Raw genomic sequence first — 23,382 nt, forward strand, 5'->3', positions numbered from 1 at the left:
TCTCTTGTGAGACCTCCCTAGCATTGGCTATATCGGTGTGCCTAATAGTACCCAGTTCTACCAATGCCAAGCACCTGTTGATTCCCTGGCTGACAGCCATGTCGTATCTACGCATTACCTTGCTCCGACGCGCCATCGGGGCTTTAACCCTCGTGATGGCTTGCTGCTGCGCGCTCATGGGCACGGCGGCAGACAAATATGCTGGTCCCGCAGTGCTTCCTCCGCCGGGTTCGCAATTGCAGATTCCCAATCCGACCGAGTTCTCAGAACTCTTGCTCACTCCCCCGGAAGGTGACTTCGGGGAGGATTACCTATCCGAGGAATTCGCTTCGATCGTGCCTGCCGAAGAAATCTTGGAGCCCTTTCCTGTTTACCGATGGTATCAGGCGGCATATTGGTTTGGACCGACGCCTTGGGACATGGGAATACAATTCGGACTCAATGGGAGTGAAGGAGCTAATCAGACCCAGAGCTTGCAGGTGGGCGGGCATTGGAAACGCAAGACCAAAGCGTGGAAATTTAATTCCAAGATTGCCTATAATCGCACTTCCGCCAACCAGGTCGAGACTCAGAACAACGCCCTGCTGGATGTGCGCTTGGATCGTCCGATTGATGGGTCTCCCTGGTCGTTGTTTGCGCTCAATCAGACCCTATACGATGAGTTCCAAGCTTACGACTTACGAGTGTCACTCAATACCGGTGTGGGATATCAATGGTGCGACACGGAAACGTTCGATTTGGAGGGACGATTCGGTATCGGTACCTCTCGCGAATTTGGGGGTCCCGACAATCGGTGGACGAGGGAAGCGCTGTTTGGACTGGAATCGGAATATCTGCTTAGCAAGACCCAGCGACTTACCGCCAAGGTTGATTATTTCCCTGAATTTGAGGATTTCAACCAGTACCGAGTCGTAACGGATGCCGGTTGGGAGATTGACCTGGACCGGCCCAGCAATGTGAGCCTGAAGTTTTCCGTAAATGATCGCTATGACAGCACCCCCAACGGCGTGGATCCCAGCCTTCTAAATTACTCGGCAGTATTAATCTGGGGGCTCTGAAATATCGGGACTAAGGCTTGCGATGCGCGGGACTAGATAAGTCAAATCGATGCGCGGCTAGCAGCCTGTTGCTCCTTACAGTAGCATGTAATGCTTCAAACTCAATCTTTGGGTGACTCCCATTCCCATGCGTCTGACTCAATGACCGACCCGTTAATCGACAAACTACAGCAGACGCTCCATCGTGAGATGCCTATTTCCAAAGCGATGGGTATTACGGTCTATGATTGGGACGGTGAGCGGCTTTCTATGCAGATGCCGCTGGAGCCTAACCGCAATCACCAGTATTCTGCCTTCGCGGGCAGTCTTAACGCCCTCTGTACTGCGGTGGGATGGGGAACCGTGGTGATGCTGCTAGAGTCTCAGGGGCTTACTGGAAATGTGGTAATCCGCCGGGGGTCGATCCGCTATCTGCGACCGGTTCGCACCGAGCTGTTCATCGCAAAAGGACTACCAATTGCCCGGGAGGCATTGGACTACTTCTACGATTTGCAGCAATCCAAAGGAAAGACCAAGATTGATGTTTCTGTCGCGATCGCCGATGAAGAGGGGACTTACGTCTCCTTCACTGGGGCCTATGTCGTACAGTGACCGATTTCACGCGGAGAAGATTCGGACCTGCCGAAATGACAGCTTCTCACTACTCCGGTCGGTCTGAAATGCCAATCAGACACTGCCATATTGGCAAGTAGATGTTCTATGTAGTACATAAGTTATTGCAATATAAAAACTTATGTCGATCTCTCAGGCGTTGGATTTAATCGGCACGAAGCTTGCTTTGTATCATTCACGAATTCGGAATTTCCAGTAGCGGGCTTCAATGTGAAGCCGTCGCGAATTCATACGAAGTGAACTTTAGAAGGAGGAACACAAAATGTCCAACAGTTGCACAACTCCCAAGAACCGATTGCGAGAATTTCTCCCCACGAATCTGGCCGAATTTGATTCGCTTTTGAATCAGGTTCTAGCTCCCAATGGCCTGAGGGCGGGACACAGTCCAGCTGGTCTATGGGAAGATGATGGTTCCTATCACATCGAGCTCGATGTGCCTGGCGTGACTCGCGAGGGCGTGGATATCACGCTCGATAAGGGGACGCTTTCGATCAGTGCTGAGCGGAAGCACGAAGAGAGCGAATCCACTCGCAAAGGATGGCGCGAAGAGCGGTTCTACGGCAAGGTGACTCGGGCGTTTAGCCTGCCTGACACGATTGATCCCGAGAGTGTTACTGCCGAGCTAAGCGACGGTGTGTTGCGGGTATCGGTTGCTAAGACTCCTGCAGCCCAGCCGAGGAAGATCGACGTGAAGTAACTTGCTGTTTTCAACAGCGATGCTAAACGAATGGGGCCACGTCTAGGACGTGGCCCTTTTTAAATGATTCGGCACATCCTATGCGGTTTCGCTTAGGTTGCCTATCTACCACCGTTCGTACCACTGGAGAGGTACTGGCAGTTCTACGTTGGCGAACTCTATGTGAAGTACACGTCGATGCTGTGGATTCGTGGACTTCGATGAGGCATGCAAGATCAAAGGGGAGATCACCACACAATCGCCAGCTAATGCGATGCACGAAATCGGCTCGATCTGCGAGATAAGATTTTGCGTCTTGACTTGATCAAGGGAACCATGCTTGTGGCTTCTGGGGATTACTTTCAAAGGGCCATTGTTTTCGAGGCAAGCATCTAAATGAAGTCGAAGAGTTACCATTCTCCTGAGAATCTCGATCGGCGGGCAAACGTGAACGATTTCCTCCTTTACTGACCAAGGTCCATATCCGGCATGAAGATGCTTTTCTTTCACAGCGATGTTAAGGTCCTGGTGCCAAGCGACAAACCAGTTTGACAAGGGAGATTTGTCGAAAAGAATTGCCCTCACAGCAAAGGCTGCCGGGCCGCAGAGTCTATCGACCACTTTTCGAATTGGCCTGGACCGAACTAGTTCTCGAATTGGTATAAATCGACTAAATAAGTCTCTTATGCCTGCCTGATGGTGACCGTGAAACAGCCCAGCAAGCCGATTGCATTCTGTAGACGTAAGAATCTGTTTCACTATGCAAAAACCTTGCTCAGCAAATTGGGCACGTTGCTTGGACACCGCTCCTAATTCCTTCCGCCGAACAGGACCATAAACAAGAGGATTGCCAAGAGAGACCCAGCCAATAGGTAAGATGTTTTTGGTGTCACTTGTGCTGAAATCGCAGTCCAGCCCATCCCGGGCCCGAGTCGGTGCCAGAACAGGAGTCCACCAATACTCGCCGTAATTCCAAATAGCCACAAGGTCGCAGGTGGTGCACCAAGACGAAGTAAGTCACCAGCATCACCAATGCGACCTAAGGAACCAAGCCCGATGTAAAGCCCGTTAGAAATAAGACAGAATCCTTGAAAGAAATTGGACATTGGTCGTGCAAGGATTCCCCTGCGATTGACGACTGCAAAGAAGAGCAAGGGAACAATTGACCCCAATATTGGCCCTGCCCAGGCAACGATGAGTGGGTGAGGGTTCTTAGCTAGGTCCGTGCGAGAGATGGTCAGTGGGTGAAGCACGACAAGTTCAACTTTTCCACCAGTTGTGATGGCACCTGCTATATGCCCAAATTCATGCACGGCCTGCATCGAGAACCAACAAATCGAAAGAAAGGAGAACAAAAAAAGGCATTCGTGGATTTTTGACATGGATAGCCGCTCATTATCGAATCCGTTCAGAACACTGGTTGAATTTGTTTTAGCCGTGCTTCTGTCTCGGTCATCAAGGCATCTTCAGCCGCTTCGTCCGACGCTTCGTAGGTGACGCTGAATCGTAGAAACGCACCCGCGTCGTCCCAGGGGACGGTGCAGATTGATTGTTCTTTGATAAGATACTGGCTGGCAGCTTCTGCATTCTCGAAGGTCTGCCCGCTAGCCAATCCCTTGGGCGATTGAGTGTAGAGGAAATAAGTTCCTCCTGGCATCTTGCACTGGAATCCACACCGGCGGAGTGTTTCTACCAGTTTTTCCATGCGGCGCTTGTACTTGGCTCGGATTCGCGATGGGATCGACGTGTCATCGAGTGCCGCGGCGGCCGCTTTTTGGATCGCGATGAATTGGCCGGAATCGCAGTTGTCTTTCACGTCGGCAAATGCGCTGACGATTTGCTCGTTGCCACAGACCCAGCCAAGCCGCCAGCCGATCATGTCAAAACCTTTGGACATCGAGTGCAGCTCGACACCTACATCCTTAGCCCCTGGCACGGAAAGGAAGCTGTTTGGTTCGCGGTCAAACGACAGTACGGCATGGGCTGCATCCTGCACCACGACGATATCCTTGTCTTTGGCAAAACGGATCACTGATTCGTAAAACTCGCGCGGGGCGGTCTTGCCGGTGGGGCTATTGGGATAGCAAAGCACCAGCAGCTTGGCAGCGGAAAGTATGTCATCGGGGATAGAAGCCAGATCCGGCAGAAAATTGTTTTCCGACAACAGGGGCAACTTGTACACACGGCCTCCGTAGTAGGCCGTGTGCGTACCAGCCACGGGGTACCCAGGCACCGTCATCAGTGTCACGTCTCCTGGGTTTATGAACACCGCTGGCAAGATTGCGAGCGCCGACTTCGATCCGATGCAGTGGTTGATTTCCTTCACAGGATCGAGCGTCACTCCATATTGCCGCTGCATGAATCGCGCAACCGCTTCTTTATAGGCAGCGATTCCATTATCAGCGTAGCCGCGATTCTCTGGCTTACCGATCTCCTCGGCCATCGTCCGCAGTACCAATTCGTCTGCCACGCCATCGTTTTCGCCGATGCCAAAATCCAAGAGCTTTCGTTCTGGATGCTCAGCCAGTGCCTGCCGCTTGGCCCGCTTGATCTTTTCGAATTTGTAGATGGCTGTGCCCTTGCCATACTGGGCCCCACCAATTCGGTCGGCAAATAGTGACTGAAAATAAGGGTCGCTCATGGGTTTCTCAAGGATCGTGGGATGGGAAAGCATGAAAACCGCTAGCGTACTAGAAGCAGTAGCATGCGGCAACCGACTCATCGCTGCAGTAGTTTTCTGCAAAATGGCTATGAAGCGCCCCCCTGCAATGCAGCCTCCCCACCGGTTACAATGTCCAGTCGATCACACGCCGGAATCTTGTGTCTGGAGGGAACCATCTTGTCGCAGCCTTTTGTCCATCTGCATTGCCATAGTCACTACAGCTTGCTCGATGGGGCTAGCCCGATCAAGAAGCTTGTGGATCGCGCGAAAGAATTGGGCATGAACGCCCTTGCGCTAACCGATCACGGTAATCTCTACGGTGCTTTGCAATTCTATCAGGCTTGTCGCGAAGCCGAGATCAATCCGATTCTTGGCTACGAGGCCTACGTTTCGCCGGGAAGTCGCTTTGAAAAATCGGGGGCCGCCAGCAGCAAAGAAGCCAGTTTTCATCTCACGCTCTTGGCACAGAATCGTATTGGGTTTCAGAATCTAATCAAGCTCTCCAGCCGCGCATTTCTGGAAGGCTTTTATCACAAGCCCCGTATCGATCGCGAATTACTTGCCGATCACTCCGAGGGGATTGTCTGCTTGAGTGGCTGTGTGTCGGGAGAGTTCAGCCGGTCACTGCTCAATGGAAACAACCCGGCCACCGAGGAGCAGATCGCTCAGGCAACCAACGTCGCCCAGTGGTTCAGCGAGGTGTTTGGCAATCGCTACTTTATTGAAATTCAAAACAATGGGCTCGACATTCAAAAGCAGGCGATGGAAGCGGCGCTCGTGGTTGCTCAGCGGGTTGGCCTCCCAGTGGTGGCCACCAGCGATGCCCACTATGTTCGACAGGAGGACGCTGAAGCGCAGGATGTTCTGCTGTGCATTAACACGGGCAAGTTCCGCACCGATACGAACCGTATGAAGATGGAAGGGGATCAGTTTTTTCTGCGAAGTCCTGAGCAGATGTACGCTGCTTTGCCTGGCTGTGAGGATGCCCTCCTGCGCTCGCAGGAAATTGCCGACTCGGTCCATATCGATTTGGAACTGGGCAAACGGCATTTTCCCAGTTTCACGCCTCCGGATGCCAAGAAATCCGATGATTACCTGCGCGAGCTTTGCATCGCAGGCCTTCAAGAACGCTACGCCCACGAGCCAGATCGCTGGGAGGGGAACGACCTCTCGCAAGAAGTTCATGATCGCTTGAATCGCGAACTCGGCGTGATCACCAAGCTCGGATTTTGCGATTACTTCCTGATTGTGTGGGACTTCGTTCGCTTTGCGGTCGAGAAAGGGATTCCTTGCACGGCTCGTGGCTCGGGGGTTGGCTCGCTCGTCTGCTATGCATTGAAGATGAGCCACGTTTGTCCGCTCAAGTACGATCTGCTGTTCGAGCGGTTTCTGGACGAGAGTCGCCTGGAAGCGCCAGATATCGACATCGACTTCTGCAAGGAGCGTCGTGGCGAGGTTATACAATACGTCAAAGATAAGTACGGTGCAGCTAACGTTGCCCAGATTGGCACTTTCGGCACCCTCGCCGCGCGGGCGGCAATCCGCGACGTTGGGCGCACTCTCGGTATGCCGATCTTCCGAGTCGATGCGGTCGTGGCGATGGTCCCTGACCAGTTGGGTATCTCCATCGAGAAGGCACTCGAGCAGAGCGATGAACTCAAGAAAGCGTACGAAAACGATGGCGAGATCCGCGAGTTGCTGGACCTTGCCCAAAAAATCGAAGGCCTCGCGCGCAATGTCGGCACCCACGCCGCGGCCGTTGTGATTGCCGAAAAACCGGTCGAAGAATTTGTGCCACTTCAGCATGTGAAGGGCAAGACGGAAGTCATCACTCAGTGGGCCATGGGAGATGTGGAGCGTGCCGGCCTGTTGAAGATGGATTTTCTCGGTCTACGTAATCTTACTATCCTGGCTCGCACGATCGAACTCGTCGAAGAGTCTCGTGGTGAGAAAATCGATCCTTATCAGTTCCCGATGGATGACCAGGAAACATTTGACCTGCTTTGTCGTGGTGAAACTAAGGGCATCTTCCAGCTTGAATCAGGAGGCATTCGTGACCTGTTGCAGCGGATGAAGCCGGACCATTTCCGCGACATCATCGCCACCAACGCCCTCTATCGCCCCGGCCCGCTCGAAGGGGGCATGGTCGACGACTACATTGAAGTCAAGCATGGCCGCAAAGAGGCCGAGTATCCGCATCCTGCGATGGAAGAAATCTTGGCCGAGACCCACGGTGTGATGGTCTACCAGGAACAAGTGATGCGGATCCTTAATCGCCTGGGTGGCATTCAACTCTCCAATGCGTATACCTGCATCAAGGCGATCAGTAAGAAAAAACTACCGATGATCGCCAAGTACCGCGAGGAATTCATCGACGGTGCCCACAGCCAGGGTCTTGATAAGAAAAAGGCTGCCGAGCTGTTTGGCATGATCGAAAAATTCGCGGGCTATGGATTCAACAAGAGCCATTCAACCGCCTACGCCTTGATCGCCTACATGACGGCATATCTGAAGGCGCATTATCAGGTGGAGTTCATGGCCGCTCTGTTGTCGTGCGACATTCCAGGGCGCAATTTCAAGAATAAGGACGCCCTCGTCGAGCATCTTGAAGACTGCCGCCGCATGGAGATCGAGGTTGCCCCGCCAAGCGTGAACAGCTCTGGTCCCGACTTTTTGGTTCGTGACGGAAAGATTTTGTTTGGGCTGAGTGCGATCAAGGCCTGTGGCACCGGGGCCGCAGAGGCGATTGAAGCCGAACGAAAAAAGAACGGTTCCTACAAGAGCCTCTTCGATTTCTGCGAACGGGTCGATCCGCAACTCTGCAACCGGGCCACTATCGAGGCACTCATCAAGGCCGGGGCCTTTGACGACTTGGGAGGTCATCGCGCACAGGTCATGATGATGCTGGAGCGTGCTTTACAAGCCGGAGCCGCTGCTGCGTCGGATCGCCGCTCGGGCCAGATTGGGTTGTTTGACGACGAGGATGAACCCACCGATGCTGCCGCAGTTGCCGACATGCCGAACGTCGCCCCGTGGGAAGAAAAGGATCAACTTACTCGTGAGAAGGAGGTGTTGGGTTTCTATCTCACCAGCCATCCGCTGGCCGAGCATGAGCAAATCATCCGTACCTATTGCTCGCACACCAGCCAGTCGCTTGCCAATCTGGCCCATCGCGACGAGGTCCACCTGGGGGGAATGCTGGCGGCGATCAAGTTTTCGCACACCAAGAATCCCCGTGCCGGCAGTACTCACACGAAGTATGCGATGTGGGACCTCGAGGACCTCGACGGGATCGTCCGGTGTATTTTATGGCCGGAGCAATTTGCGGAGTTCGGTCAATTCGTGGTCCCCGACGCCATCCTAGCCGTCATTGGCAAAGTAGACCGCCGCGCTGGCAGCGAGGAAGTAAACCTCATCGTTGACAAGCTGCTACCACTCGAAGAGATGGAAAAACAGTTCTCCAGCGGCATGGTGATCCGCATCCGCGAAGAGGAACATGGCGAGCAAGGACTCGAAAAGCTCCGTGAAATCGTCCGCGGCTATCCCGGCAAGAAGAAGTTGCGGCTGCGACTCGACTTGGCAACCGGCGGACAGGTCTGGCTCGACAGCAACTCAAGTGGTGTGGAAGCCTCGGCCGAACTCAACCAACGGATCGACCAACTTCTGGGCGAAGGCAACCGCATCATGGAACGCGTAGCCCCCCAAAAAGACCGCACTCCCAACGGACGCCCCGCCCGACGTGGCGCAAAGGTTTAGCCGCGACCCGAAGGGAACCGTTCTTGCTCACAATATCCATACACCCATGACCCACTCCATCGTCCACCTGATCGCCGAGTGGAGTCCCTTTGATGCCGCCGCCCATTTGCGGTCGGTGGTTCGCAGCCAGGTTCAGGCCGGCGAAAGGGTGGCTGTGATAATTCTCTCGGGCAACCCTGTGGCTCGCGACGAAATTTGTGCCCTGGGTGCCACATGTGTCGTTGTCCGACCGCGTTGGCAACTCGATCCATTTGCCTTGCGAGAGTGTGCTGTGCAACTCCGTTCGATGCATCCCCGGGTGGTCCAATTCTGGGGAGCCCGAGCAGCCGAATTCACCTGGCTCGCCCGTTGGGCACTTCCCAAGGCGAAACTAATCGGAACGCTTCCTGCTGAGCGTCGTTCCAAACATTCTTGGAGAGAGCGATGGTTCGGCAGCGATACTGCGAAACTCGATCGCATCGTCGTGGATTACGCCGCGGAGCACTTGCCGAATAAAGTTGTAGTCATTTCTCCTGGTGTGCCCACTCCAACCGAGATCGATTTATCGAAAGACCAACTGCTAGCCGAACTCATTCTCCCTGCCGATTCCGAACTGATCACAATCGCTGGCCCACTCACCAGATCGCAACTCATCGACGAAGCGATTTGGAATTTCGAACTGGTTCGCACTTTGCACGAACAAGCCTGCTTGATAATCCTCGGCGACGGCCCCGACCGTGCGCGCCTAGAACGTTACGCCCGCCTGGTCAGCGAGCCAAAAGCCATCCGTTTTGAGAAAGGGGTCAGAGCTAATATTCCAAAAAATAGTTCTGACTCCTTGTTGTCGTTTCTCAAGCACAGCGCTGTCTATTGGCAACCGGGACGCAGCACCTCGATCCCCTCTGCCCTGCTAACTGCGCAGTCGCTGGGCATCCCCGCCGTGGCCAATGACATATCTGCTCATGCTCAAGTCATAACCCATGGGGAAAACGGATTCCTTGTTCCAACTGAGAAACGGGCAACTTGGACTCGCCACACGGTTGAACTCTTGGAAAACTCCGCACTCAGAGAACAATGTGCCGAAGTTGCCAGGAGTGTCATTGCCGAGCGGCTTACACTATCGACCATGCTTCAGGCCTACGAAAAACTTACAATCTAGCCGTCAGCATTCCGTTGCATAAGATTACGCCTCAGCAACCAAACGCCTAACTCCCGAGAGACACGAGGCCGTGTCGATTATCGGTGGTAACCACTTTTCCTGTGATACGTGAAATTCGTATCCTACCGTGCGACGACGATGTTCTGCCGGGGTCCAACGTTGGCGGATTCTTGCACATTCCGATGCGATCTGTCGGGGTGAAGGCAAGTATTCGGGATAGGCTCTCATTGGGTAAATCTCGCTGCTTGATTAACTGACTGGAAAGAAACCAGGGCCGAATCGCACTGTGGCGAGGAAAGAACGGGCATTTGCGTGCGACTGATTCGGCCCTGGTCGAACGGTCAACTTGGTCGCAACTGTAATGGTCAAAAGTTGCCATCTGATTTAGAAATTGTGAATAATTGGTTCAGACCCGTTCCTCGGCAGCGACCCACTGCGGATGTAGCTCTTTGCCCGCACCCCCTAAACCATTAGAATTGCCTGAGTTACAGCTATTCTCATATCGCAAGGAAACACCAGGGAGGAACTGACGCGATGAACGATGTCTTGGCAGTGGTTTTGGCAGGCGGCAAGGGAACTCGGCTCGAACCGCTCACCCGCGAACGAGCCAAGCCGGCGGTCCCCTTTGGTGGCATTTATCGCATTGTCGACTTCACCCTCTCCAACTGCATTAATAGCGGTATTCGCCGTGTACTGGTGCTCACGCAATACAAGGCGATGAGCCTTAATCGCCATCTTGGCACGGGTTGGCGCCATCTCTTGAGCCGCGAGCTTGGCGAATTCATCGACGTCGTCCCTCCGCAGCAACGTATCGATGAGCAATGGTACCGGGGCACAGCCGACGCCGTGTATCAAAACATTTACACCCTCGAAAAGGAGCGCCCTGAACACGTTGTCATACTGGCCGGAGACCATATTTACAAAATGGACTACGGCAAGATGGTCGACTTTCACAAGGAAAACAATGCTGACCTCACGATAGCTGCCTTGAGGGTGGGAGTTGAAGAGGCCAAGTCCTTCGGAGTCATGCAGACGGACGAGCAGAGCCGGATTGTTGGCTTCGAGGAAAAACCGGATGAGCCGAAGACGATGCCTGGCAGCGACACACAATGTCTTGCTTCGATGGGCATTTATGTCTTCAACGCCCACTTCCTTTTCGACCAACTCTGCCAGGACGCCACAATACAACATTCCGCCCATGATTTTGGCCGCAACATCATTCCCTCGGTGATCAAGTCGCATCGGCTGATGGCATATCCGTTTATTGACGAAAATTCCAAGGCCGATCTCTATTGGCGCGACGTCGGAACACTGGATGCCTACTACCAATCGAACCTGGAGCTCACGGATGTCGAGCCTTTGCTGAACCTTTACGATTATCACTGGCCTGTGCGTACCGATCAGCCGAATCTGCCACCGCCTAAATTCGTGTTCAACGAGCCTTCCGGTCGTCGCGGCATGGCCACCGACAGCATCGTCGCCGCGGGGACGATTATTTCCGGTGGCAAGGTGGATCGCTCGATTCTCTCGTCGCGAGTCCGTGTCGAAGAATGTGCTGAGGTGTCTGGTTCGATCTTGTTTCGCGGTGTCCAGATAGGCAAAGGTGCCATTGTCCGCAATGCGATCATCGACAAATATGTCCACGTACCCGACGGCGCCCAGATTGGCGTCGACCTAGAACTCGATGCCCGCCGCGGTTTCACGATCACAGAGGGGGGTATCGTCGTGGTGCCGGTGATCGAAGCGGTGGAAGAGATTTTCTCGCGGAAGTAAACAGAACGCTCCCCTTCGGGTTGCGGCTAAACGAGTTCTCACCTCAAATCGACCATTCCACGATCTTGTCAAACAAGCGATCTCCCAGCCACTTGCGGGCAAAGATCATCGGCCGGGCCATTTTTCCGACGATGTAGCGTGTCTTCGGCTTGCGCGACTTTATCGCTTGAGAGACCGTTTTTGCCACCGCACTAGCCGGGGTAGCAGTCCCTTCTCCGTAAGCCTCGATACTGGCTACCTTTACCTTGTTAGCCAGTTCGGAGTAAGCCGTGTTGCCAGAACGCTCCATCATCGGGCCGATCATCGAGTCGTCAAATTCTGTTTCGATGACGCCCGGCTCGATAATGATCACATCGATTCCAAACTGGTCCAGCTCCAACCTTAAACAATCGGACCAACCTTCGAGCGCATGCTTCGAGCCGTGATACCAGGCCCCCATCGGCATGTACATCTTGCCCGCCATAGAAGAGATATTCACGATCTTGCCGCGTTTTTGTTCGCGCATGTGCGGCAGTACTGCCTTGGTTATACGCGCCAGCCCAAACAGATTTACATCAAACTGATACTTGGCATCTTCAATCGAGGTGTCTTCCATCGCGCCGTAGTTGCCAAACCCAGCGTTGTTCACCAACACATCCACCCCGCCAACTTCGCTTACGATTTGGTCGATTACGCGCGCAACATCCCCTTCCTTGGTGATATCCATCTCCAACGCAATCGCCCCATGCCGCTTGAGATCGGCCATCTTTTCCAGCCGTCGCGCTGCCCCATAGACAACCAATCCGTCGGCCAACAATTGCTCGGCGATTGCCTTACCAATCCCCGACGATGCGCCTGTCACAAGCGCTACGTTTTTCTGCTCTGTCATATTGTCTTAACTTGCCTCTGAACATGTGTTCCACAACTCCCCAAGAATCGACATTCGATCGATCTTCTACTAAGAGTTTAGCCACGGATCGACAGGGACGTAACAAGGATAAGAAACATAGCTGTCTTTTTTTCCGTGTTGCATCAGTTCTAATACTGATTCAAATTATCTCAGCTTGCGCAAATTTGTTTCAACAAGAATCAAAGAGCGAGGTTCTTAGACCCGTACAAACGCGGATTCAGCAGATTTTCGCTGATTCTTACCGAGGCAATCGAACTAATCCGCGCAAATCCGTCCAATCAGCGTCAATCCACGTTCTACTTCTTCCATAAATATCTGCCCCGTCATCTCCATTCTCCTGTTCTCATTTTTGGTTGCGGCCAGGGGCAGCGTTGGGTGAATCTGAGGCTGAAAAATGAGAATTCCATCCTCCATGCTCGTTGATGATCTCACCGACCCCGTCAACGGCTGGCAAGCACGCTATGACAGCGACCTCGACGGCGCCGACTTCCTCGCTTGGCAACGCCAATTCGGGAGGGGGATTCCGTAGGTCTTGACTGCGCAAGCCGTCCCCGAACCGCGACTCTCTGAATATTGTTGCTCGCAACAGTTGTCAAAGGCAACCGACATCAAAATGGTGGTGTGGTTCGGAACTCATAAGTATTCTGGGAAATACGCCGAACTCTTCGACCGTCGCCTACTCCACTGCACTGCCATCAAGTTCCAAGGTTTTTTCTTTGATAACCGTTCCACTTCGTGCAAAAGAAATCCCTTGCTGCGCGCTCGTGTCGATCATGACTGCCTCGATGACTGGTTGTGTCACGGGCTCCTTGGAAATCCACTCGACCAGGAAGTTTGCGCCACTTCCTCCTGAAGTATCATCTCGCTCAACAAGAAACGCTGTTGTGGCAAGTGGAGCAAGTGAAAGTGGACTTTCGAGATACTGCTTTATTTCTTTGCCTTCCGTATCAAAGTAACGCACCGAAGTCAGGATGATCTCATGGTCGAGACTTGTGTTTCTCACACTTAAGGTGATTGTCAGCAAGTGTGGCTTGCCGTCTTGATGGTAAATGTGGGAGTAGGCTGGAACGTAAACCGTTTGTCCCTGGACAGCGTTCGACGTCAGCATCTCGAAATTCAGATCCGCTGCCGGCGCTCCTACAGCTTGAGGAGCTTGAAAGCGCAACGTCTCTTCAAAGGAGTCAAGCCGGCGCTCCAGGAAATATGCTCCAAGAAAGATCGGCACCAACACGAGGAAAAAACAGAAAATCAGTATCATCCAAAATCGTCGCATAAAAGCATCGACGTCAGAATCTGCAATTTTGGCCATGCTATTCCTCGCTTAAGTGACGGTGATAGTTATCCCGCTTTGTTTAGTGACCATAGCGAACTCTACCGCAAACTACAATTCTAGGCCAATAGCTTCTGTCGAGAATCGTTGCCTGGCGTCTGAGGGTTCGCTTGGCACATCTCACAATCGGTCGAATCGCAATACTTGATACCCCAACATCCCCTTGCGACTCGCCTTCTCCAACAGCCGGGTTGCCCGTGAGAATAGTTCGACTTCTCGTGACTCGGGCCAGTCTTTGGTGCTGGAATAGAGAAAGTCATAAGTTGGTAGCGTGTTTTCGGTGATATCGATCGCTTGAGTTAGCTCAAGGTTATTCGCCTTGGCGAGTTCTCGATAGCGACTCAGCGAACAGGCCAGATCGATTTGTCCATAGCTCCACCGGACCGCTTCGTCCGCCGAGAAATCGATCGCATCAAGATACTCGGCTGCCCGCTCGCTGGGTACGAAATCTGAGAGCGTCAGGTTACCGCCTGGTGCCAGCAAGCGACCCACTTCGGCAAAGAACCTGGGACGGTCGAAATGAAACACACTTTCCAGGGCCAAGGCCACGTCGCAACTGGCATCTGCTAGTGGAATTTGTGCCGCATCGGCTTCGACCCACTTAAGTGAATTAATACCACAAGGTCGCACCATATCGGATGCGCGTTGAAGTTGCCTGGGATCGATGTTCACACCGATAAGCAGCATCTCGCCAAGTCGCTCGTTTAAACTCGCGATCGTCCCGCCAAAACCGCAGCCGACATCGACGACCCGCATCCCGTCGCCAATCCCTGCCACATCACAAAGGACACGGCTAAGCAACTCGGCAGCCTCACCATACTCCTCGGGAGTGCATGTCGCCTGAGGAGGTTCGTGCCAGTAGCCCCAATGAACATGGCGACTAAATGCTGCAGCCGTGCGCGCTTCCCCGATGGCCAAGCGGTGCAGCAACCCATCAAAATAAGGCGGATTCGAGGGTTGATGTACCATGGGCGTTTTTAAAGGGAGTTCGTCGTGGCAGTGAAGATCTTGGGGTAAGATGCCAAACTCTTAGGCGAGAAGCGATCCTACGTCGAATCACGCAATATTCAAACCCTAGGCCGTGATAATTGCGCATGTGCGTCAAAACTTTTCTGCAGTCGTTTGCGCTCACAACTATTCCATCACGCCACCGGAGACTATGCTGAACAGATCGCAGACAAGTCGAAACACTGGTTTAAAGAGGATTTTGCCGATGAGCCAGCACCCTAATCGAGAAGGTTGGCTTCGCGGCTCAAATGTCGCATGTGAACCGGTAGTATTCTCTCGCAAGCACCCTTATCGTTTGGTGCTGCTTGGGCCACCCGGCGTCGGGAAAGGAACTCAAGCTGAGCTTCTATGCGATCACCTAGGGACCTGTCATTTGTCCACAGGCGAATTGTTTCGCGATAGTGCCTGCGCAGTTAATCCTAGCCCTGCCATGGCCTCCGCACAGGCCGCCATGAACCGCGGTGAACTTGTCTCTGACGAGCTAGTCATGTCGATGATCCGGGAACGGTGTGGATGCTTGAGATGCCATGGCGGTTTCTTGTTGGATGGCATCCCACGCACTCTCTCTCAAGCCGAAAGCATGGAAATCATTCTCGGTGAACTGGGTGTGGCGTTGGACGCAGTGTTGTCCTACTATCTGCCCCTCGAAGAGATCATAGACCGCATCGGCGGCCGCCGCACTTGCGCGCAATGCAAAGCCGTGTTTCACATTTCGTCCCGTCCCTCCGCAAACGAGAATACCTGCGATCACTGCGGTGGAGCGTTACTACAACGCGAAGACGATCGTCCCGAAGCAGTACGGGTGCGTATGAATAGCTACGCCGAAGCAACCCTACCTTTGACTGCCTACTACGCGGAACGGAACAAACTAATCTCCATCGCTGCCCAGGGCCAACCGCACGAAATCTTTGAGCACACTTTGCAGTCGCTTCAGAAGCACTTAGGAATACCCATGGAGTAGTTCCTTTTCTTCTTTAGGGTTCTTCCCAGATTCGTGTACACACACGGACTCAGGATGAGATGGAACTCAAGCATCCCCATTTTTTGCAGCCGTCTCAGTCTGGGTTTGATCGATCTCCAGTTGTTTGGATCCCACCCCATTGTGGCTTCGCCCGACCAGCCAATAGGTCTTCATGCATCCCTTCCCTTTGACCTCCACCTCGCCACGCTCCTCGATCACGAACTCGCCGTTGAGCAGGGCGACAGCTTCCCCCGAAAGCTGGATACGACCCGGCAGGCCGCTCGATTCCATGCGGCTGGCTGTGTTGACCGTATCGCCCCAGACGTCGTAGGCAAACTTCTTGATGCCGATCACCCCAGCCACCGCAGGGCCAGAGTGGATGCCGATGCGAATGTTGATCGGTTGACCCGTTTCGCGGTTACACTCTTCAACCGCCTCGAGCATGTCGAGTGCCATGGCGGAAACATCTTTGGCATGGCCGACGCTCTTGATTGGAATCCCACCGGCTACCATGTAGGAGTCGCCGATCGTTTTGATCTTTTCGAGCCCGTGCTTTTCGGCGAGGTCGTCGAAGGCTGAGAAGAGATGATTGAGATGGTCTACAAGTTGTTTGGGAGGAACTTTTTCCGATAGGGCTGTGAACCCCACGATATCGGAAAACATCACCGTCGCAGATTCAAAATGGTCTGCGATAATCGATCGGTCTTCTTTGAGCCGCTGGGCAATTGAGGTCGGCAAGACATTTAACAGGAGCATTTCTGATTTCACCCGTTCCAGCTCCAACAACGCCTCCGCCTTCTGCGCCGCATCGCTATAGAAATACGACATGATTGCAAGAATCGCAAATGCACTCGTCACATTAATATTGAGAAATGCTTCCTGCGCCAGAGAAGCTTGCTCGGCCGTCGCACCCAATAACACATGGGGCTCGTTCCAATACTGGACCTGATAGTAAAATCCCAAGAATGAGATTAAGCACACAAAAAACAATGCTACCGGGATAAACATCACATTCTTGAAATTCATCAAGAAGGTAAACGCGACGATCACGAGTAGATAGTACTGAAACCCGAATTCCCATCCCAAGTAATAGACGGCAAAAAACTGATGAATCAGGACCTCGGTCGAACCGAGAATAACGGCGGTGAGCATGGCCCCCCAACGGTACAGAATCGTGATGCTGAAGATCCAGAAAATCACACTGCCGATATTGATAAAACTGAGCGTGGGAAAGTCCAGCCACCAGAAGACGAAAACCCAGGAGAGGTGCAATACGAGCGCGATGTAGTTGGCAATGATCATCGAAAGATACATTCGATAATCGTAGCGTTCCACATTCGCAGGAACTTTGAGAAGAACTTTCAAATAAGGATCAAGATAGCGCCCCGCGGCTTTGAGGAATTCTGGCATACTTTGGTGGCGCATAGGGGGATTTAGGGGAGGCAATGCTGAGTCTAACGCGATTATAGCAAAGGCACTGGTATTCCCCAAACGGCACTCCTTATTGAAAACGTCGCAGGCTTTCAGAGAGACTGGTTCTTAAATGCCGAACGTGATTGTGCTTTTCAAGATTCCGAGTGCCGGGTAACGGCGTGGCAACGCATGTCTAGCCGCGAGCTATGGGGTGAGCTTGGAATTCGCGCTCCGCTCCGCTGGCGCTGCGCGTCGCGGGGGGGACTGGGGAAGCGACACGAAGAAAAAGGTGCGGTCGGCGAGTCACGACTGGAGGTCTCCCCGAAATCGATGATGAATCAATCGCCGTTTGTCACCGACCGCACTGTTCGTAGAGGAGCAGGAATCACTGCTCGTAGGACGAATCTATCTGCAATGTAATGGCTGGCTCGCAAGGGGGCAACAAAATTGTCGCAAAGTTTCTAGAATTGGTGATTCACTGCTGTCGAAGCAATAAAAGCCCAGAGATTCTGCGCAGTAAGTCGCCCAGGGATTGCAATCCCTGGGCGTGTGGTTTTCGATGCCGGATCTATATTATCGGCACGGCTAGTTGATGGCGTATTTGCCGTCTTCCAGGCCGAGTTTTTTCATCTTCTTGTAGAGCGTTGTGCGGTTAACCCCCAGCGAATCGGCTGTGGCGTTTCGGTTCCAGTTATTGGACTCGAGCACATCGAGGATGATCTGACGCTCGGGTTCTTCGAGAGCCTCTTTGAGGGTTCGTGAACCGGCACGAGAGATGTTCAGCGTGGGACCGCCGGCGATTTCTCGCGGGAGGTCGCCGGGAGTAATGACATCTCCCTTTCCTAAGAGGACGGCGCGCTCTACAACGTTCTGCAACTCGCGAATATTGCCAGGCCACGGATACGATTCCAATGCGAGGAGGGCTTCGTCGCTGAATGCCCGGACTTCGCGGTTGGTGTCTTCGCGTAGCTCGGCCAGGAATGTCTGGGCGAGCAGTGGAATGTCGCTGTGGCGTTCACGCAGGGCGGGAAGTTCGACGTTGATGACGTTGATGCGGTAGTACAAATCCTGGCGAAAGCGGCCCTCGGCGACGGCCTGAGAGAGGTCGTCGTTGGTGGCCAGAATGACGCGGACATCGACTTTGAATGTTTTCGCACCGCCGACTTGCTCAAATTCCAATTCCTGCAACACGCGGAGCAGCTTTACTTGCATCGCGGGGCTGGCGGTACCGATCTCGTCGAGGAAGATCGTGCCGCCATTGGCTTGCATGAACTTGCCGACCTTGTCGCCAGTGGCGCCGGTGAACGATCCGGCGACGTGGCCGAAGAGTTCACTCTCCAAGAGATTTTCAGGAAGTGCACCGCAAGCGACTTCGATAAAGGGTTTGCCGGCGCGGCTGCTCTGGCGATGGATAGTACGGGCAATCATTGACTTGCCAGTGCCACTCTCGCCGGTGATCAGGACTGTGGCCTTGGTATCGGCCACGCTGGTAACCATATCGAACACGCGGAGCATCCGCGGGTCCTGGCCGACAACGCTGTCCATAGCATGGTGCTTGTCGAGTTGTTTGCGAAGTTGATGATTCTCCTCGACGACACGGCGTTGGGTGAAGGCCCGTTCGAGCGTCATCATAAGTTCGTCGTCGATGAGGGGCTTGGTCAGGTAGTCGAAGGCCCCTGCGCGTAGTGCTTCAACAGCCGAATCCGCGTTGCCGTAGCCGGTCATCAGCACGACGTGGGTATGAGGATGATTTCGGCGTACTTGCTCCAAGAGATCGAACCCGTCGCCGTCTTGGAGCCTTACATCCACAAGTAGCAGATCGTACTGCTTGCGACCAAGCAATTGAATTGCGTTGGCATAGCCTGTCGCAGTATCGAGTTGGAGGCCCTGATCGCGGAGCCAGTCGGCCATTGATTCGAGGACTTGACGATCGTCATCTACGAGCAACAAAGAACCATGGGTCATGGTAAGTCTCCCGGCGTATGGCACTCGGGATGATCCACCATGGAATTCCCCGGCGCCGCGTGTCTTGGTGTCTCAACCAATGTGGAGGGCCAATCGTCGAGTCAGACAATTGACAATCCTGTGAAACGGTGGCCTGTGCTTGGGGAGACGCAAACAGACGTTTACCGGCGGGGAGATTTCACCATAGGCTGTCGATAAATATGTACGTTGCTGCGGGGACCAAGTCAACAAAAGTGAGCGCGGGGGCTTCTGGAAACGGGTGGGAGTGGTAGGGGTTGTGAGGGAAATGCTACAACGCCTCCGGATTCCATTCGTGAGGTCTTGCAAAGGTAGGATTGTAAGATCGCCGAGCGGCACGCAGCCGGCACAACGCGTACCGGGTAGTTGCCTGCTCACCCAAAAAACTGCGGCCGCTGGCGATTCAGTGGGTTAAGCGCAGGGCCTGAAACGATGTTACAGCGTGAAATATTCTAAATTCCTGCTTTTTTCGGTCCCAAGGATATCAATTTTGCGAGTGGTTGGGTTAGACTAGAGACTGCCTCTTCGTCGTAACTCTTACATTTCGCCCAGACGATCGGCTTGAACTGGGTAATTGCCGTTCAGGTAATCAGTTCGCTTTTGTTTCATTTTCTTTTGGGAGGGAAACGCTCATGAAAAGTTTTAAGTTCAGTCTCTTGACGGTTGCTGTTGCCGTCTTCTGTTCGCCAGCAATGGCGGCCCACTTGGACAATCCAAATCTGCTAACGGATCCCAGTTTCGAAGGTACGCTCACCTTCGATGGCCCCCCATTTGTCGGTACCTGGGAAGGCTTTAATGCCGGTGTATCATCTACTTCGGAATTCAGTACAGATATGCCTCGTACCGGTGCCCAGTCGCTAGAGTTAAACATCGGCCCTGATGCCAACCTTTTCGCCGGAGCATTTCAGGATGCGAATTTCGGCTTTGGTGCTGCTGGTGCGATGGCCTGGTTCAGTGGGTGGCACAAGTTAGCCGCCGGTGATTCGGGTGGTAGCGAAATCCGCATTGAATGGCGCGACTCGGTCGCAAATACGGAGATATCACGAACACCTAACTTGGCCCCCGTGATTGGCTCCACTTACGAAGAGTTTATTGTCAGCGCGACTGTACCCGCTGGCGCTAACTCCGCCCGTGTTGTCTACGCCATCCAAAGTTTTGGCGGCGCTCTGAATCAACAAGTGTTTGTGGACGACGTCAACTTCAATGTCCAGGGAGTACCTGAGCCCGCTTCGCTGGCAATCGCAGGTTTGTGCCTGGTCGGTTTGGCAATTCCCTCTCGTCGCCATCGATAATAATTGCATTTTCCAATGCCGTTTGCCTGATCCAATGGATTGGGCAAGCGGCTTTTTTTGTGAGTATCTTGTGAAATTAAAGAGTCTCGAGAACTTGATCGTCGCGGTATGGATCGCATGGCTATTGTCGCCATTGCACGCACTTGCCGTTGTATTTACAGATGTCACCGCCACTGCAGGGATCAACCATGTTTAGACCACCTCTACACTCATCCAAGGTCTGCCCGGAACCTTTTTCATGACCGGCGGGGTCGCGGCAGGCGATTTTGACGGCGATGGTCGTACCGACCTGCTTTTTACCAGGCTCAATGATACTAACATCTTTTATCGCAATCTCGGAAACGGCACGTTTGAACCGCGAACTAGCTCGGCTGGTTTCAATACGGCGACATTGACTAACGGTGTCGTGTCAGGTGACATCGACAACGACGGTGATCTCGATCTCTACATGACCACTACCAACGATACCCGAAATTATCTCTATCTAAACGATGGGGCAGGTTTTTTTACGGATGCTGGAACAGGATCCGTCGCAGCGCTGGCCAATGGAACTGTGCGTCAGGGGCAAGGTGCCAGCTTTGGAGACTACGACAATGATGGATATCTTGATCTCATTACCGGTGATTGGAACAACTTAGTCGCCAACTGCCAGTCTCGCCTTTTACGCAATCTGGGTGCCTCGCAACCAGGTCAGTTCGAAGATGTCACCCCTGTTGCTGGAATCGATGTTTATCGCAATTCGAAGACTTATCGATTTGCTCCTCGATTTGTTGACCTCGATCGCGATGGTCATCTTGATTTGACTTTTGCCTCAGATTTCCCAACAAGCCAGCTTTTCTGGAACAATGGCGACGGAACATACACTGACGGGACCCTTGCTGCCGGCGTTGGCACCGACCAGAACGGCATGGGGACCACTTTTGCAGACTACGACGGAGACGGAGACCTCGATTGGTTTATCACCAACATTACCAATGCCCCAGAGTTCCCTGGCCCCTTTGGTGGTTTCAATCGACTCTACCGCAACGAGGGCGATCGCACTTTCACCGATGTCACACTCCAGGCAGGGGTGCGTGATTCGCGATGGTCATGGGGCACAAGCTTCTTTGACTACGACAACGACGGCGACTCGGATCTCATTGCCACGAACGGTTACAACGGCGGCAGTTGGAACAACGACCGCACCTTTCTCTGGCAGAATGACAATGGCGTTTTCACCGATGTCTCAAATGCGCTCGGAATCACTGATACGCTCCAGGGACGAGGGCTTGCTCATCTTGATTATGACGACGACGGCGACCTAGATGTTGTGATTGTAAACAATCTAGCTGCCCCGATCCTTTACCGTAATGGTGGAGGCAATCAGAACCATTTCCTGAGGATTCAGCCCGTCGGAACTCTCTCCAACCGAGACGGAATCGGAGCATGGATCACCGTCACACAAGATCTGAATGATCCCACCGCACAAATCGTCTGGGAGATAGATGGCGGCTGCAGCTATCTTAGCCAGAACGAACGGACAGCGCATTTCGGACTCGGCCCGAACACGAATGTTGTTGATATGATCACAATCGAATGGAGTAGTGGAATTGTACAACACCTGTTTGATATCGCTGTCGATCAGACACTTCAAGTAACTGAAGCAGCCCATATTGATACGGCTGATTTTAATGGCGATGGAAGTATCGACATCACTGATTTGAATTGGTGGCACGCCGCGTATGGTAAGGACAATAGCGCAGATGCCGATGGAAATGGCATTACTGATGGCAGAGACTTCCTCATCTGGCAGAGACAATTCAACCCAGTGATAACCTCTCTGGGATCACATGCTGCGGTGCCTGAACCCTCTTCTGCCGCATTGCTTCTTCTGGTCTTTCTTTTTCTCCGAAGAAAGATAACGCAATAGCACGATCGATCAACCCGCACGGGGATGGGCCTTTTCGTAGGCCTGCCGGAGGTTGCTGGTGCTCACGTGGGTGTAGATTTGCGTGGTGACCAGGCTCTGATGACCGAGAAGTTCTTGCACGCTGCGGATATCGGCACCTCGATCCAAGAGATGGGTAGCGAAACTGTGCCGAAGCGTATGCGGACTCGTTCGTTGATCGAGTCCAGTTTGGCTCAGGTATTTCTCCAGCATGCGGCCGACACTTCGTGTCGTGAGTCGGGTACCGAATCGGTTGACGAAGACGGGAGCCTGCCTCCCAGTGGGCTCTTTTGGTGCCAGCTTTCGCACGGCTAGCCAAGCTTGCAGGGCTTTCGTCGCAAACGAACCTAGCGGGGCGAGACGTTCCTTGCGGCCTTTGCCGCGTACTTTGAGGATGCCTTGGGGGAAGTCGAGGTCGCCGTCGTTGAGGTCCACGAGTTCGCTGACGCGCAGTCCCGCCGAGTAGAGTGTCTCAAGAATAGCCCGGTCACGCAGCGCTGATTGGGATTTGCCTTGGGGAGCAGCAAGCAGCTTGCCGATTTGGTCGGTCGTGAGAAAGTGCGGCAGCTTGTGCGCCTTGCGAGGATTGCGGAGCGCCTTGGCGGGATTCGTCTTGGCCCAGCCTTCGCGCTGGCCGAATCGATAGAGACTGCGGAGCGACGCGAGTTTTCGTGCGATCGAGGTTTTGGCGTAGCCGGCTTCGTGAAGCGCTGAGAGGAATCCGCGTAGCTCGACGGCGGTGATCTCAGCCGGATCTGGACAACTGCCATCGGCTTCGCTGAAGTACTCGGCAAAGGCAGTGAGGTCTTCGCGGTAACCCTTGATCGTATGCGGAGAAGCACCTCGTTCAATGGTGAGGTGCTGCAAAAATCGGGCAATTGCGCGCTTCATGTCGGTGGCGCGC

At 53.5% G+C, this 23,382-nt stretch carries 20 protein-coding genes; 11 read left to right on the forward strand and 9 right to left on the reverse strand.

Annotation, left to right across the window (positions count from 1 at the left end; translation table 11 throughout):
• Nucleotides 1-98 precede the first annotated feature (98 nt).
• The 3 genes from Pla144_RS00560 (at nucleotide 99) to Pla144_RS00570 (ending at nucleotide 2,367) form a co-directional block, all read left to right on the forward strand.
• On the forward strand, nucleotides 99-1,058 hold the full coding sequence (locus Pla144_RS00560) for a DUF481 domain-containing protein (RefSeq protein WP_197530285.1): 960 nt from the start codon (nucleotides 99-101) through the stop codon (nucleotides 1,056-1,058).
• Nucleotides 1,059-1,199: 141 nt separating this feature from the next.
• A complete protein-coding gene (locus Pla144_RS00565) occupies nucleotides 1,200-1,649 on the forward strand; it encodes a YiiD C-terminal domain-containing protein (RefSeq protein WP_197530286.1) in 450 nt (149 codons plus the stop codon).
• A gap of 283 nt (nucleotides 1,650-1,932) precedes the next feature.
• Nucleotides 1,933-2,367, forward strand: coding sequence for an Hsp20/alpha crystallin family protein (locus Pla144_RS00570; RefSeq protein ID WP_146447385.1), 435 nt, complete (start codon nucleotides 1,933-1,935; stop codon nucleotides 2,365-2,367).
• 105 nt (nucleotides 2,368-2,472) lie between these two features.
• Here the strand turns inward: Pla144_RS00570 and Pla144_RS25395 are convergent, their stop codons facing one another.
• From Pla144_RS25395 to Pla144_RS00585, 3 genes are read right to left on the reverse strand one after another with little or no spacing between them, the layout of a single operon-like run.
• The gene (locus Pla144_RS25395; RefSeq protein WP_197530287.1) at nucleotides 2,473-3,150 is read right to left on the reverse strand and encodes a phytanoyl-CoA dioxygenase family protein; all 678 of its coding nucleotides are present in this window, start codon (nucleotides 3,148-3,150) and stop codon (nucleotides 2,473-2,475) included.
• Between the two features lie 5 nt (nucleotides 3,151-3,155).
• Complete coding sequence (locus Pla144_RS00580; protein ID WP_146447387.1) at nucleotides 3,156-3,728, reverse strand: M50 family metallopeptidase; 573 nt, start codon at nucleotides 3,726-3,728, stop codon at nucleotides 3,156-3,158.
• A gap of 26 nt (nucleotides 3,729-3,754) precedes the next feature.
• Nucleotides 3,755-4,987 carry an LL-diaminopimelate aminotransferase gene (locus tag Pla144_RS00585; protein WP_146447388.1) on the reverse strand — a complete coding sequence of 411 codons (1,233 nt, stop codon included), beginning with the start codon at nucleotides 4,985-4,987 and terminating at the stop codon, nucleotides 3,755-3,757.
• A gap of 198 nt (nucleotides 4,988-5,185) precedes the next feature.
• On the opposite strand from Pla144_RS00585, the gene dnaE reads away from it, so the two are divergent.
• The 3 genes from dnaE (at nucleotide 5,186) to glgC (ending at nucleotide 11,675) form a co-directional block, all read left to right on the forward strand.
• Nucleotides 5,186-8,764 carry a DNA polymerase III subunit alpha gene (dnaE, locus tag Pla144_RS00590; RefSeq protein ID WP_231936108.1) on the forward strand — a complete coding sequence of 1,193 codons (3,579 nt, stop codon included), beginning with the start codon at nucleotides 5,186-5,188 and terminating at the stop codon, nucleotides 8,762-8,764.
• 46 nt (nucleotides 8,765-8,810) lie between these two features.
• Entirely contained in the window at nucleotides 8,811-9,902 is a 1,092-nt protein-coding gene (locus tag Pla144_RS00595) for a glycosyltransferase family 4 protein (RefSeq protein ID WP_146447389.1), read from the forward strand.
• Nucleotides 9,903-10,436: 534 nt separating this feature from the next.
• Nucleotides 10,437-11,675 (forward strand): glucose-1-phosphate adenylyltransferase, encoded by a 1,239-nt coding sequence (gene glgC / locus Pla144_RS00600; RefSeq protein WP_146447390.1) that lies wholly within the window; start codon nucleotides 10,437-10,439, stop codon nucleotides 11,673-11,675.
• 43 nt (nucleotides 11,676-11,718) lie between these two features.
• Here the strand turns inward: glgC and Pla144_RS00605 are convergent, their stop codons facing one another.
• Nucleotides 11,719-12,543: an oxidoreductase gene (locus tag Pla144_RS00605; protein WP_146447391.1), complete on the reverse strand. Its 825-nt coding sequence runs from the start codon at nucleotides 12,541-12,543 to the stop codon at nucleotides 11,719-11,721.
• Nucleotides 12,544-12,958: 415 nt separating this feature from the next.
• Here Pla144_RS00605 and Pla144_RS25255 point away from each other — a divergent pair, with 415 nt between their 5' ends.
• Nucleotides 12,959-13,093 carry a hypothetical protein gene (locus Pla144_RS25255; protein WP_261342304.1) on the forward strand — a complete coding sequence of 45 codons (135 nt, stop codon included), beginning with the start codon at nucleotides 12,959-12,961 and terminating at the stop codon, nucleotides 13,091-13,093.
• 147 nt (nucleotides 13,094-13,240) lie between these two features.
• On the opposite strand, the gene Pla144_RS00610 is transcribed toward Pla144_RS25255, so the two are convergent.
• Both Pla144_RS00610 and Pla144_RS00615 read right to left on the reverse strand, forming a co-directional pair.
• Nucleotides 13,241-13,873 (reverse strand): DUF3124 domain-containing protein, encoded by a 633-nt coding sequence (locus Pla144_RS00610; RefSeq protein ID WP_197530288.1) that lies wholly within the window; start codon nucleotides 13,871-13,873, stop codon nucleotides 13,241-13,243.
• A gap of 141 nt (nucleotides 13,874-14,014) precedes the next feature.
• Nucleotides 14,015-14,863 (reverse strand): class I SAM-dependent methyltransferase, encoded by an 849-nt coding sequence (locus Pla144_RS00615; protein WP_146447392.1) that lies wholly within the window; start codon nucleotides 14,861-14,863, stop codon nucleotides 14,015-14,017.
• Nucleotides 14,864-15,107: 244 nt separating this feature from the next.
• On the opposite strand from Pla144_RS00615, the gene Pla144_RS00620 reads away from it, so the two are divergent.
• Complete coding sequence (locus Pla144_RS00620) at nucleotides 15,108-15,863, forward strand: adenylate kinase family protein (protein WP_197530289.1); 756 nt, start codon at nucleotides 15,108-15,110, stop codon at nucleotides 15,861-15,863.
• Between the two features lie 66 nt (nucleotides 15,864-15,929).
• Here Pla144_RS00620 and Pla144_RS00625 read toward each other — a convergent pair whose 3' ends face one another.
• Nucleotides 15,930-17,273, reverse strand: a complete 1,344-nt coding sequence (locus tag Pla144_RS00625) for an adenylate/guanylate cyclase domain-containing protein (RefSeq protein WP_197530290.1) — start codon at nucleotides 17,271-17,273, stop codon at nucleotides 15,930-15,932.
• A 192-nt stretch (nucleotides 17,274-17,465) separates the two neighbouring features.
• Here Pla144_RS00625 and Pla144_RS00630 point away from each other — a divergent pair, with 192 nt between their 5' ends.
• Nucleotides 17,466-17,696 carry a hypothetical protein gene (locus Pla144_RS00630; RefSeq protein ID WP_146447395.1) on the forward strand — a complete coding sequence of 77 codons (231 nt, stop codon included), beginning with the start codon at nucleotides 17,466-17,468 and terminating at the stop codon, nucleotides 17,694-17,696.
• Between the two features lie 165 nt (nucleotides 17,697-17,861).
• Here Pla144_RS00630 and Pla144_RS00635 read toward each other — a convergent pair whose 3' ends face one another.
• Entirely contained in the window at nucleotides 17,862-19,241 is a 1,380-nt protein-coding gene (locus Pla144_RS00635; RefSeq protein ID WP_146447396.1) for a sigma-54-dependent transcriptional regulator, read from the reverse strand.
• Between the two features lie 650 nt (nucleotides 19,242-19,891).
• On the opposite strand from Pla144_RS00635, the gene Pla144_RS00640 reads away from it, so the two are divergent.
• Together Pla144_RS00640 and Pla144_RS00645 are read left to right on the forward strand one after the other, a co-directional pair.
• Nucleotides 19,892-20,551 (forward strand): PEP-CTERM sorting domain-containing protein, encoded by a 660-nt coding sequence (locus Pla144_RS00640; protein WP_146447397.1) that lies wholly within the window; start codon nucleotides 19,892-19,894, stop codon nucleotides 20,549-20,551.
• Between the two features lie 238 nt (nucleotides 20,552-20,789).
• On the forward strand, nucleotides 20,790-22,460 hold the full coding sequence (locus tag Pla144_RS00645; protein WP_146447398.1) for a CRTAC1 family protein: 1,671 nt from the start codon (nucleotides 20,790-20,792) through the stop codon (nucleotides 22,458-22,460).
• Nucleotides 22,461-22,469: 9 nt separating this feature from the next.
• Here Pla144_RS00645 and xerC read toward each other — a convergent pair whose 3' ends face one another.
• Entirely contained in the window at nucleotides 22,470-23,369 is a 900-nt protein-coding gene (gene xerC / locus Pla144_RS00650; RefSeq protein ID WP_146447399.1) for a tyrosine recombinase XerC, read from the reverse strand.
• Nucleotides 23,370-23,382: the final 13 nt, after the last annotated feature.

It is taken from the genome of Bythopirellula polymerisocia, assembly GCF_007860015.1.
GTDB lineage: Bacteria > Planctomycetota > Planctomycetia > Pirellulales > Lacipirellulaceae > Bythopirellula > Bythopirellula polymerisocia.